The organism is Gemmiger sp. (assembly GCF_057431175.1).
The window spans coordinates 66,377-77,783 of the sequence record NZ_DBMDDV010000006.1; the positions used below are offsets into that span (position 1 = coordinate 66,377).

An 11,407-nucleotide genomic window follows, 5' to 3' on the forward strand; every position below is an offset into this window, starting at 1 on the left:
GACCATGCAAAGGGAAGTGACACCATGCTGTTCCTGCAATACCCGCCGTGTTCTACCTGCCAAAAGGCCAAAAAATGGCTGGACGACCACGGCATTGCCTACACCGCCCGCCATATCAAGGCGGATAATCCTACCGCCGACGAGCTGCGTGCCTGGATTGCCCAAAGCGGCCTGCCCATCAAGCGGTTCTTCAACACCAGCGGCCTTGTCTACAAAAATCTGGGTCTGAAAGACAAGCTGCCCACCATGACCGAGGACGAGCAGATCGCCCTGCTGGCATCGGACGGTATGCTCGTCAAGCGCCCCCTGCTGGTGGCGGACGATTTCGTCCTGCCCGGCTTCAAACCCGCCGAATGGGAGAAGGCGCTTTTGTAAACGCATATCCTCTGTTCTGCAAAACCATATTAATAAGGAGAAAACCATGGCTGAAATTTTAAAAGACCGCAGCGAACTCGACACGCAGTTCCAGTGGGACCTGACCCCGATGTTTGAGAACGACGACGCCTGGGAAGCCACCCTCGCCAGCCTCGACGCGGATATTGAGAGTCTGTCCGCCTTTGCTGGCAAACTGAACGATGCCGTTACCATCGGTGCGTACCTCGATGCCTCCACCGAGGTGGGCCGCAAGGTCGAGCGCCTGTACTGCTATGCCTCCCAGCGCCACGACGAGGACACCCGCGACGACAAGGCCCAGAGTATGTATGCCCGCGTCGGCAGCAAGTACGTCAAGATGGCTGCCGCCCTGTCCTTCGCCCAGCCCGAAATCCTGTCCCTGCCTGAGGAGACGCTGACCGCCATCGTCAACGACCCCGCCGTCGCCGACTACAAGTTCAACCTCGAGGATCTGCTGCGCAGCAAGCCCCACACCCTGACCAAGGCTGAGGAAAAGCTGCTGGCCAGCTTTGGCGAGGTCATGTCCGCGCCCTCCGAGGCCTACCACAATTTGGAGGATGCCGACCTGCTATTTGATGCCGTCAAGAACGGCGCAGGAGAGACTGTCGAGGTCACCGGCTCCAACTTTGTGCCTCTGGAAATGGGTACCGACCGTGTTCTGCGCGAGAACGCTTTCCACAGCTACTACAAGAGCTACCGCGAGCACATCAACACCTTCGCGGCCATGTACAGCGGTGCCATCAAGGCTGCCACCGCCGAGGCTGCTGCCCGCAATTATCCGTCCTCCCGCGCCATGGCTATGGCAGGGGAGAACGTGCCCGCCGAGGTCTATGACAACCTCATTGCGACCGTCCGCAAGCATATGCCCGCCATGCACCGCTATGTCCGCCTGCGCAAAAAGATGTTGGGCGTTGATGAGCTGCATTTCTACGACGTCTACGCCCCGCTGGTCGGCGACCTGAAAAAATCCTACACCTACGAGACCGCGCAGGAAATGGTGCTGAAAGCCGTTGCCCCCCTGGGCGAAGACTACCAGGAAACTGTCCGCAAGGCATACGCTGAGCGTTGGATCGACGTTTACCCCAACCGCGGCAAGCGCGGCGGTGCCTACTCCGGCGGCTGCTATGACTCCAACCCCTATATCCTGCTGAATTTCAGCGGCACGCTGGACAGCGTCTCCACCCTGGCGCACGAGATGGGCCACACCATCCACAGCTGGCGATCCCGCCAGCACCAGCCGCCGCAGTACGCGGACTATACGCTGTTCGTCGCTGAGGTCGCGTCCACCGTCAACGAGAACCTGCTCATTGAGCAGCTGCTCCAGAACGAGAACGACCCCCAGACCCGCCTGTACCTGCTGAACCAGTACCTCGAGAACTTCAAGGGCACCGTCTACCGCCAGACGATGTTTGCCGAGTTCGAGCGCGAGGCCCACGCTATGGTGGAGCGCGGTGAGGCCCTGAACGCCGCCGCCCTGAACGCCCTGTACAAGCGCCTTGTCACTGACTACTTCGGCGACGACATGGTCATCGACGACGAGATCCAGTACGAGTGGGCGCGCATCCCGCACTTCTACCGCCCGTTCTACGTCTACAAGTACGCAACTGGCTACTCCACCGCCGTGGCTCTGTCCGAGGGCATCCTGAAAGAGGGCGAGCCCGCCGTCAAGCGCTACAAGGAGTTCCTGTCCATGGGCGGAAGCGCCTACCCGCTGGACGAGCTGCGCCACGCCGGTGTTGACCTTGCCACCCCGGCCCCCGTGGACGCGGCCCTCGAGAAGTTTGAGCGCATCCTGGATGATGCGGAGGCCACGCTGGCAAAGCTGCAGTAAGCCTGTCCCTGCAACCGGGTAGAGATGTAGGGGCCGCACATGTGCGGCCCGCAACCCTCCGGCAGGCGCCTGTTCACCTTACATGAGCGGGCCGGGCATGCCCGGCCCCTACAGACGCAATACACCAAAAAGAGGAGCGCCCTCCGCGGGCGCTCCTCTTTAATAATAGGTATGCGATGTTACTTGCCCAGAACTGCCTTGATGTAGGCGGCCTCACGAGCTGCAATCTGATCCTGATATGCCTTTACGGCTTTGGCGTAGGCAGCCTCACGCTGATCGGCGGAAGCCTGCGCGGCCTTGCCGGCGGCAATTACGGCGGCTACTCTGGCGTCAGCCTGAGTCTGTGTGGCTTTTCCTGCGGCGATAACGGCAAGGCACTCAGCATCGGCTTTCGCCTGGGCAGCCTTGGCGGCCTTCAAAATCGCGGCGCTGTCGGCGTCAGCCTTTGCCTTTGCATTCTTGGCGTAGGCATCGACCGCAGCCGTGTAAGCGGCTTCTTTGGCGGCGATCTGGGCCTGATAAGCCTTCACGGCGGCAATGTAGTCACTGTTGGCATCTGCAAAAACAGGCACAGCGAGCAGCGATACCATGCACAGGGAAATCAAAACAGCAAGGAATTTTTTCATAATCGATACCTCCTCAAAATATGTGGCAGATAAGTGTCGCCCGGGGACGCCCCGGACTTGTCTGTACCCTCATTATAACAAAACGGGGAACAGGATGCAACAGAAATCGACTCGTCAAAATCATAAATCTGAACGCTGCATTTTGTGCATAATGTATATTTGTCTCTGCGGCATGGACAAAACATACAAGATATGGTGCGCCCGGCACGGCGCAAGGGGAGCGCGGCTGCCCTTATTCTATGCACAGACTTTCCGAAACGTGCCCCGATCGGGCAGACCAGGGCAAGAATTGCACATTTTGCTTCAGAAACGAAAAATTCTCCGTATTGCACGATTTTTTCAAGATTTTTTTGGCAATACTCTTGACAATCCGGTCGGAATGCTGTAATATAATCATTGCGTGAGTTGCGGGGTATAGTGCGGCCATTCGGCAGTACAAACCGCAAAAAAGCGCGTGAATAAGTGAAGAAAGGAGAAAAGAAATGCCTACTTTTAACCAGCTCGTGCGCAAAGGCCGTGAGGTCCTGGTCAAAAAGAGCACTGCACCTGCCCTTCTGAAGAGCTATAACTCCCAGAAAAAGGAGTACACCAACCTGAACAGCCCGCAGAAGCGTGGTGTCTGCACTGCTGTGCGTACCATGACCCCAAAAAAGCCTAACTCTGCTCTGCGTAAAGTTGCCCGTGTCCGCCTCACGAATGGTATCGAGGTCACCTCTTACATTCCCGGTATCGGCCATAACCTGCAGGAGCACAGCGTTGTTCTGATCCGCGGCGGTCGTGTCAAGGATCTGCCCGGTGTCCGTTACCACATCATCCGTGGTACGCTGGATACCCAGGGTGTTGCGAACCGTAACCAGGCCCGCAGCAAATACGGTGCTAAGCGCCCCAAGGCCGGTGCCAAGAAGTAAGGAAACATCTTTTCGCCATAAAATAGGCCAACGCCTTTTTTGTGGCACAACGGGAGTTTCTTAACTTTCGAGTACCGATGATATCATTTATGTGAAGGAGGGAAGAAAGATGCCCAGAAGAGGTAATGTCGCGAAACGCGAAGTTCTGGCCGATCCTATTTACAATTCCAAGGTTGTCACCCGCCTGGTCAACTACATCATGCTGGATGGCAAGAAAGGTGTTGCTCAGGAGATCGTTTACGATGCATTCAACATCGTGAAGGAAAAGACCGGCAACGACCCGCTCGAGATGTTCGAGAAGGCTATGGAGAACATCATGCCTAACCTCGAGTGCAAGACCCGCCGTGTCGGCGGCGCTAACTACCAGGTCCCCCTGGAGGTCAGCCCCGCTCGCCGCGAGACCCTCGGTCTGCGCTGGCTGACTGCTTACAGCCGCGCCCGTGGCGAGAAGACCATGTCTGCTCGTCTGGCTGCTGAGATCATCGACGCCACCAACGGTGTCGGCGGTTCTGTCAAGAAGCGCGAGGATACGCACAAGATGGCCGAGGCCAACAAGGCTTTTGCCCACTATCGTTATTGATTCGCTGTCGAGGAGGTTTAAGCCATGGCTACGCCGAGAGATGTATCTCTTGCAATGACCCGTAATATCGGTATCATGGCCCACATCGACGCAGGTAAGACCACCACCACCGAGCGTATCCTGTACTACACCGGTATCAACCATAAGATCGGTGAAGTTCATGACGGCGCTGCTACGATGGACTGGATGGAACAGGAGCAGGAGCGTGGTATCACCATCACCTCCGCTGCTACTACCTGCTATTGGAGCCATACCGAGACCCAGCACGATCCGGCTCTCTTCAAGAAGAACCGCCATCGTATCAACATCATCGACACCCCGGGCCACGTTGACTTCACCGTTGAGGTTCAGCGTTCCCTGCGCGTTCTGGACGGTTCTGTTACCGTTTTGGCCGCTAAGGGCGGTGTTGAGCCGCAGTCTGAGACCGTTTGGCGTCAGGCTGACGAGTACAAGGTTCCCCGCATGGTTTACGTCAACAAGATGGATACCATGGGTGCCGATTTCTACCGCTGCGTTCAGATGCTCCATGATCGTCTGCACGCAAACGGTGTGCCCATCCAGCTGCCCGTTGGCCAGGAAGATACCTTCAAGGGTATTATCGACCTGATCGATATGCAGGCTGACATCTACTATGATGACATGGGCAATGACGTCCGCGTTGAGCCTATCCCTGAGGATATGCAGGAGAAGGCCCAGGAGTACCATGACAAGCTGATCGAGGCTGTTGCTGAGACCGACGAAGAGCTGATGATGAAGTACCTGGAAGGCGAAGAGCTGACCAAGGAAGAAATCAAGGCCGCTCTGCGTAAGGCTACCATCTCCAACGAGATCGTGCCTGTTGTCTGCGGCTCCTCCTACAAGAACCGCGGCGTTCAGAAGCTGCTGGATGCCATTGTTGACTACATGCCGGCTCCTACCGACGTTGCAGCCATCAAGGGCACCAACCCCGAGACCGGCGAGGAGGAGGATCGTGTCTCCTCCGACGACCAGCCGTTCGCAGCTCTGGCCTTCAAGATCATGACTGACCCGTATGTCGGTAAGCTCTGCTTCTTCCGTGTGTACTCCGGTACGCTGGACGCAGGCACCACCGTCTACAACTCTGTCAAGGATAACAACGAGCGTATCGGCCGTATCCTGCAGATGCACGCCAACAACCGTAAGGACATCGACACCGTTTACGCGGGCGATATTGCGGCTGCTGTCGGTCTGAAGAATACCACCACCGGTGACACGCTGTGCGACGAGAAGCACCCCATCATTCTGGAGTCCATGAACTTCCCGGAGCCCGTTATCCGCGTTGCCATCGAGCCCAAGACCAAGGCTGGCTCTGAGAAGATGGGCATTGCGCTGGCAAAGCTCGCTGAAGAGGATCCGACCTTCCGCACCTGGACCGATGAAGAGACCGGTCAGACCATCATCGCCGGCATGGGCGAGCTCCATCTGGAGATCATCGTCGACCGTCTGCTCCGCGAGTTCAAGGTCGAGGCCAACGTTGGTGCTCCCCAGGTTGCCTATCGCGAGACCATTCGCAAGGAAGCCAACCAGGAGACCAAGTACGCCCGCCAGTCTGGTGGTAAGGGCCAGTATGGTCACGTTAAGATCAAGCTGGAGCCCAACCCCGGCAAGGGTTACGAGTTCGTCAACGGTGTCGTTGGCGGCGCTATCCCGAAGGAATATATCCCCGCTGTTGACAATGGTATCCAGGGCGCGATGAAGTCCGGCGTTCTCGCTGGCTATCCCGTCGTTGATGTCAAGGTTACCCTGTGGGATGGTTCTTATCATGAGGTCGACTCCTCTGAAATGGCGTTCTCCATCGCCGGTTCTATGGCATTCAAGGATGCTATGAAGAAGTGCGATCCCGTCATCATGGAGCCCATCATGAAGGTCAACGTTATCGTGCCTGATGAGTACATGGGCAACGTTATCGGCGACCTGAACAGCCGCCGCGGCCAGATCACCAACCAGGAGTCTCAGGACGGTACCGCCCGCGTGACTGCTATGGTTCCTCTGTCCGAGATGTTCGGCTACGCCACCGACCTGCGTTCCAAGACCCAGGGCCGTGGCCAGTACTCCATGGAGCCTGATGAGTATCAGCAGGTTCCCAAGAGCGTTGCCGACAAGATCATGGCCGAGCGCGCTCACAAAGTGTAATTTTTAAGTCATACTTCATAAATTATACTTGCAATTTCTCTTTAAATTTTGTATGATAGTCTTACGCAAGACTACCAATATGTTTTAATTAAAGGAGGACACTTCCAATGGCTGAAAAGGAAAAATTTGACCGCTCTTTGGAGCACGTCAACATTGGTACCATTGGTCACGTTGACCATGGTAAGACTACCCTGACCGCTGCCATCACCAAGACTCTGGCTCTGAAGGGCGACGCCGACTTCATGGATTACTCCAGCATCGACAAGGCTCCCGAGGAGAAGGCTCGTGGTATCACGATCAACACCGCTCACGTTGAGTACCACACCGAGAAGCGTCACTACGCCCACGTTGACTGCCCGGGCCATGCTGACTACATCAAGAACATGATCACCGGTGCTGCTCAGATGGACGGTGCTATCCTGGTTGTCGCTGCTACCGATGGTCCCATGCCCCAGACCCGTGAGCACATCCTGCTCGCCCGTCAGGTCGGCGTGCCCAAGATCGTTGTCTTCATGAACAAGTGCGACATGGTCGACGACGAGGAGCTGCTGGATCTGGTCGAGATGGAGATCCGTGAGCTGCTGAACGAGTACGACTTCGATGGCGACAACACCCCCATCATCCGTGGTTCTGCTCTGAAGGCTCTGGAGTCCACCAGCACCGATCCTAACGCCCCCGAGTACAAGTGCATTTGGGAGCTGATGGACGCTGTTGACAGCTACATCCCCACTCCTGACCGTGCTGCTGACAAGCCCTTCCTGATGCCCGTTGAGGACGTCATGACCATTTCTGGCCGTGGCACCGTCGCCACCGGTCGTGTCGAGCGTGGTACTGCCCACGTCGGCGACCAGATGGAAATCGTCGGTATCAAGGAAGAGAAGATGACCACCACCATCACCGGCCTGGAGATGTTCCGCAAGAGCCTGGAGTTCGCTCAGGCTGGCGACAACATCGGCGCCCTGCTGCGTGGTGTTGACCGCGACCAGATCGAGCGTGGCCAGTGCCTGTGCCAGCCCGGTTCTGTTCACCCCCACACCACCTTCGACGGCCACGTTTACGTCCTGAAGAAGGAAGAGGGCGGCCGTCACACCCCGTTCTTCAACAACTATCGTCCTCAGTTCTACTTCCGCACCACCGACGTTACCGGCATCATCACCCTGCCCGAGGGCACTGAGATGTGCATGCCCGGCGACAACGTCGATATGCACGTTGAGCTGATCACCCCCGTCGCCATGGAAGAGGGCCTGCGTTTCGCTATCCGCGAGGGCGGCCACACCGTTGGTTCCGGCGTTGTTTCCAAGATCGAGAAGTAATTTCTTGCTCTGAAAAGCAATACTAAGGGCGCTGTCCGTAAGGGCAGCGCCCTTTTTTGTATTGGAAACCGATGTTTGTAGGGGGCGGCGTCCTCGACGCCCCGCAGAGGGGACAAGCTCCCTCCCTGCAATAGAACACATCCCTCTGCGTTTGTGCACCATCCACAAACGCAGAGGGATTTTTTTGCGGAAAAAGTCAAATAAATCCTATAAACCTATTGACATTCTGGGTAAATAGGTATATTATACAGGCATCGGGTTTGAACAAAGGCAAACCAAAAACCAGAAAGGGGAACGCTGCCATGTCTGCTATGTGTTGTTGTCGTATGTACTGTCACCGGGCATGGTCTATGGGGCGCACCAGCACCCCTATGTGTTGAACTTGACCTTCGTCCGGGAACTTTCGTTACGAAAGCCCGGATTTTTTTGTACCCAAATTTGTTCATGACCCGATAGGGAAGGGGAGACTTTCGTGGATTGGAATGTGATCGCACAATACCTGCCACTGTACAAAAAGGCCGCGTGGCTGACCCTGCGCCTTGGCCTGGCAGGCATCGTGATCGCAATAGTCGTCGGGCTGGTCTGTGCGCTGGTCCAGTATTACAAGGTGCCTGTGCTGCGCCGCATCGTGGGGGCCTACATCGAGCTCAGCCGCAATACGCCGTTGCTGGTGCAGCTGTTTTTCATCTATTATGGCCTGCCGAAAATCGGCATCAAGACCAACGCCGAAATCTGCGGTATTGTGGGTCTGGCGTTCCTGGGCGGCAGCTACATGGCGGAGGCGTTCCGCAGCGGGTTGGAATCCATCGAGCCGATTCAGACCGAGAGCGCCATGAGTCTGGGCATGGACCACGCGCAGACGATGCGCTACATCATCCTGCCGCAGGCTATGTCCATCAGTGTGCCGGCGTTCGTCGCCAACGTCATTTTCCTGCTGAAGGAGACCAGCGTGTTCAGCGCCATCAGCCTGATGGACCTGATGTTCACCGCGAAAGACCTCATCGGCCTGTACTACAAAACCACCGAGTGCCTGTTCCTGCTGGTGGTCTTTTACCTGCTGATTCTGCTGCCGGTGTCTCTGCTGGGCAGTTGGCTGGAAAGGAGGCTGCGCTATGCCGGATTTGGGGCTTAACGTACTGCTCAAGGGCAAAAACGCGGCCCGCCTGCTGGGTGGCCTGTGGGTGGCCCTGCGCATCAGCCTGATTTCCGTCGTCATCAGCATCCCGCTGGGCATCCTGCTGGGCGTGCTGATGAGCGGCAAGAATCCCATCGTCAAAGCTATTCTCCGCGTGTATCTGGAAATCATCCGCATCATGCCGCAGATGGTGCTGCTGTTCCTTGTGTTCTTTGGAACCACCCGTGCCTGGGGGTGGGATCTCTCGGGCGAGACAGCGTCCATCATCGTTTTTGTGCTGTGGGGCACAGCGGAGATGAGCGACCTCGTGCGCGGGGCGCTGATCTCCATTCCCAAGCACCAATACGAGAGCAGCGAGGCGCTGGGCCTGACGAAGGGTCAGACCTACCTGTACATCATCATCCCGCAGACGGTGCGCCGCCTGATCCCACTGAGCATCAACCTCATCACCCGCATGATCAAAACCACCAGCCTGGTGCTGATGATCGGTGTCGTCGAGGTGTTGAAGGTCGCGCAGCAGATTATTGAAGCCAACCGTATGTCCAGCCCGAACGCTGCGTTTGGCATCTACCTGGTGGTGTTCCTGCTGTATTTCCTGGCCTGCTGGCCCATCAGCCTGCTGGCATCGTACTTAGAGAAAAAGTGGAGGTAAAAAACCATGGCAGAACCAATTTTGACTGTGGAGCATCTTGTCAAGGGCTATGGTGAAAATACCGTGCTGGACGATGTCAGCCTGGCTGTCCGCCCCGGTGAAGTCATTGTGGTCGTCGGCCCCAGCGGCTGCGGAAAAAGTACGCTGCTGCGGTGCATCAACGCCCTGGAACCTACCCAGAGCGGCCGCGTGCGGCTGGGCAACGAGACGGTTGCCTACGGCGGCAAGGGACTTACCAGCCTGCGGCAGCGTATTGGCATGGTGTTCCAAAGCTATGAACTGTTCCCGCACCTGACTGTGCTGGACAACGTGATGCTGGCCCCCCAAAAGGTGGCCAAGCGCCCGAAAGCCGAGGTGCAGCAGGAGGCCGAGAACCTGCTGGACCGCGTAGGTCTGCTGGGCAAGGCCAGGAGCTACCCGCGTGAGCTGTCCGGCGGCCAGAAGCAGCGCGTCGCCATTGTCCGTGCGCTGGCTATGCACCCCGAGATTTTGCTGTTCGACGAGGTCACGGCCGCCCTGGACCCCGAGATGGTTCGCGAGGTGCTAGACGTCATGTTGGATCTTGCGAAGCAGGGCCGCACGATGATCATTGTCACCCACGAAATGCAGTTTGCCCGCGCGATTGCCGACCGGGTCATCTTCCTGGACGGCGGCAAAATTGTAGAGGAAGGCACGCCGGAGGAGTTTTTCGACCACCCCAAGACCGAGCGCGCCCAGAAGTTCTTGCGGACCTTCACGTTTGACAGCGTGAAGTGAAAATCGTTGTAGAGCGGGGTACTCTCACCCCGCCGCACATAGAGGAAAGTATATAAAGGTTAAAAGGAGTGTACCATCATGAAAAAGTTTACCAAAGTGACCGCTGCGGCATTGGCCGCGACCCTCAGCCTGTCCCTGGCCGCCTGCGGCAGCAGCGCCAGCACCGATGCAGCCTCCACCGCATCCGCTGACGGCGTTGTCTACCGCACGCTGGACGAGATCAAGGCCGGCGGCACCATTAACATCGGCGTTTTCTCCGACAAGAACCCGTTCGGTTACGTTGACGAGAACGGCGAGTATCAGGGCTACGACATCTATTTCGGCAACCGCCTGGCCGAGGATCTCGGCGTCAAGGTCAACTACGTCTCCACAGAGGCCGCCAACCGCATTGAGTACCTGCAGACAGGCAAGGTGGACGTCATCATGGCAAACTTCACCGTCACGCCGGAGCGTGCCGAGGAAGTGGATTTTGCGCTGCCCTACATGAATGTCGCGCTGGGCGTTGTCTCCCCGGATTCCAGCGTCGTCACCACGCTGGACAACTGGAATGCCGATGAGCAGATGATCGTCATTTCCGGCACTACCGCCGAGACCTATCTGACCCAGAACTACCCCGACATCCCGCTGCAGAAGTACGATTCCTACGCCACCGCCAAGAGCGCCCTGGAGAACGGCGGCGTGGCCTGGGCCAACGATAACACCGAGGTCATCGCCTTCGCAAAGCAGAACCCCGGCTACACCGTCGGCATCCCCTCTCTGGGCAGCCAGGATACCATCGCCCCGGCCGTCAGCAAAGGCAACGAGACGCTGCTGAACGCCATCAACGACGAGATCAAGGCCCTGGGCGAGGAAAACTTCTTCCACAAGGACTATGAGGCGACCCTTGTTGACACCTATGGCACCGACTACGAGAACAGCCTTGTCGTCGAGGGCGGCGTGACGAGCGCCAACTAAATAAGGCTTCTCCCTTGGGAGAAGCTGTCCGCGAAGCGGACTGATGAGGGGCAGGCTTGTCAGGCAACCTTTGAATGGGATGCAGCCGCAAGCTCGCCCCTCATCCGG

Annotated in this window: 11 protein-coding genes; 10 read left to right on the forward strand and 1 reads right to left on the reverse strand. The window is 57.3% G+C overall.

Going from position 1 to position 11,407, the window contains the following annotated elements:
• The first annotated feature begins 24 nt into the window (after positions 1-24).
• Both ACZO0A_RS04030 and pepF read left to right on the forward strand, forming a co-directional pair.
• Entirely contained in the window at positions 25-375 is a 351-nt protein-coding gene (locus ACZO0A_RS04030; protein ID WP_215693388.1) for an arsenate reductase family protein, read from the forward strand.
• Positions 376-421: 46 nt separating this feature from the next.
• Positions 422-2,224, forward strand: a complete 1,803-nt coding sequence (gene pepF, locus ACZO0A_RS04035) for an oligoendopeptidase F (RefSeq protein ID WP_291211020.1) — start codon at positions 422-424, stop codon at positions 2,222-2,224.
• Positions 2,225-2,403: 179 nt separating this feature from the next.
• On the opposite strand, the gene ACZO0A_RS04040 is transcribed toward pepF, so the two are convergent.
• On the reverse strand, positions 2,404-2,850 hold the full coding sequence (locus ACZO0A_RS04040) for a hypothetical protein (protein WP_302377696.1): 447 nt from the start codon (positions 2,848-2,850) through the stop codon (positions 2,404-2,406).
• Positions 2,851-3,332: 482 nt separating this feature from the next.
• Here ACZO0A_RS04040 and rpsL point away from each other — a divergent pair, with 482 nt between their 5' ends.
• From rpsL to ACZO0A_RS04080, 8 genes are all read left to right on the forward strand, one after another.
• Positions 3,333-3,758, forward strand: a complete 426-nt coding sequence (rpsL, locus tag ACZO0A_RS04045; protein ID WP_078784251.1) for a 30S ribosomal protein S12 — start codon at positions 3,333-3,335, stop codon at positions 3,756-3,758.
• Positions 3,759-3,867: 109 nt separating this feature from the next.
• Positions 3,868-4,338, forward strand: a complete 471-nt coding sequence (rpsG, locus tag ACZO0A_RS04050) for a 30S ribosomal protein S7 (RefSeq protein ID WP_147610546.1) — start codon at positions 3,868-3,870, stop codon at positions 4,336-4,338.
• A 24-nt stretch (positions 4,339-4,362) separates the two neighbouring features.
• The gene (gene fusA, locus ACZO0A_RS04055; RefSeq protein WP_302493023.1) at positions 4,363-6,489 is read left to right on the forward strand and encodes an elongation factor G; all 2,127 of its coding nucleotides are present in this window, start codon (positions 4,363-4,365) and stop codon (positions 6,487-6,489) included.
• Positions 6,490-6,596: 107 nt separating this feature from the next.
• On the forward strand, positions 6,597-7,802 hold the full coding sequence (tuf, locus tag ACZO0A_RS04060; RefSeq protein ID WP_147610548.1) for an elongation factor Tu: 1,206 nt from the start codon (positions 6,597-6,599) through the stop codon (positions 7,800-7,802).
• 472 nt (positions 7,803-8,274) lie between these two features.
• Entirely contained in the window at positions 8,275-8,934 is a 660-nt protein-coding gene (locus ACZO0A_RS04065; protein WP_302377179.1) for an amino acid ABC transporter permease, read from the forward strand.
• On the forward strand, positions 8,915-9,589 hold the full coding sequence (locus ACZO0A_RS04070) for an amino acid ABC transporter permease (protein WP_337808100.1): 675 nt from the start codon (positions 8,915-8,917) through the stop codon (positions 9,587-9,589). The genes ACZO0A_RS04065 and ACZO0A_RS04070 overlap by 20 nt, the downstream gene beginning before the upstream one ends.
• 6 nt (positions 9,590-9,595) lie before the next feature.
• Positions 9,596-10,345 (forward strand): amino acid ABC transporter ATP-binding protein, encoded by a 750-nt coding sequence (locus ACZO0A_RS04075; RefSeq protein ID WP_302499709.1) that lies wholly within the window; start codon positions 9,596-9,598, stop codon positions 10,343-10,345.
• A 78-nt stretch (positions 10,346-10,423) separates the two neighbouring features.
• On the forward strand, positions 10,424-11,299 hold the full coding sequence (locus ACZO0A_RS04080; RefSeq protein ID WP_486846065.1) for a transporter substrate-binding domain-containing protein: 876 nt from the start codon (positions 10,424-10,426) through the stop codon (positions 11,297-11,299).
• The last annotated feature ends 108 nt before the right edge of the window (positions 11,300-11,407 follow it).

What these genes read in the sequence shown, in the direction of transcription:
- ACZO0A_RS04075 (WP_302499709.1), top strand. Translation starts at nt 9,596, where the DNA reads ATGGCAGAACCAATTTTGACTGTGGAGCATCTTGTCAAGGGCTATGGT.
- rpsG (WP_147610546.1), top strand. Translation starts at nt 3,868, where the DNA reads ATGCCCAGAAGAGGTAATGTCGCGAAACGCGAAGTTCTGGCCGATCCT.
- ACZO0A_RS04080 (WP_486846065.1), top strand. Translation starts at nt 10,424, where the DNA reads ATGAAAAAGTTTACCAAAGTGACCGCTGCGGCATTGGCCGCGACCCTC.
- ACZO0A_RS04040 (WP_302377696.1), bottom strand. Translation starts at nt 2,850, where the DNA reads ATGAAAAAATTCCTTGCTGTTTTGATTTCCCTGTGCATGGTATCGCTG.
- fusA (WP_302493023.1), top strand. Translation starts at nt 4,363, where the DNA reads ATGGCTACGCCGAGAGATGTATCTCTTGCAATGACCCGTAATATCGGT.
- pepF (WP_291211020.1), top strand. Translation starts at nt 422, where the DNA reads ATGGCTGAAATTTTAAAAGACCGCAGCGAACTCGACACGCAGTTCCAG.
- tuf (WP_147610548.1), top strand. Translation starts at nt 6,597, where the DNA reads ATGGCTGAAAAGGAAAAATTTGACCGCTCTTTGGAGCACGTCAACATT.
- ACZO0A_RS04030 (WP_215693388.1), top strand. Translation starts at nt 25, where the DNA reads ATGCTGTTCCTGCAATACCCGCCGTGTTCTACCTGCCAAAAGGCCAAA.
- ACZO0A_RS04070 (WP_337808100.1), top strand. Translation starts at nt 8,915, where the DNA reads ATGCCGGATTTGGGGCTTAACGTACTGCTCAAGGGCAAAAACGCGGCC.
- rpsL (WP_078784251.1), top strand. Translation starts at nt 3,333, where the DNA reads ATGCCTACTTTTAACCAGCTCGTGCGCAAAGGCCGTGAGGTCCTGGTC.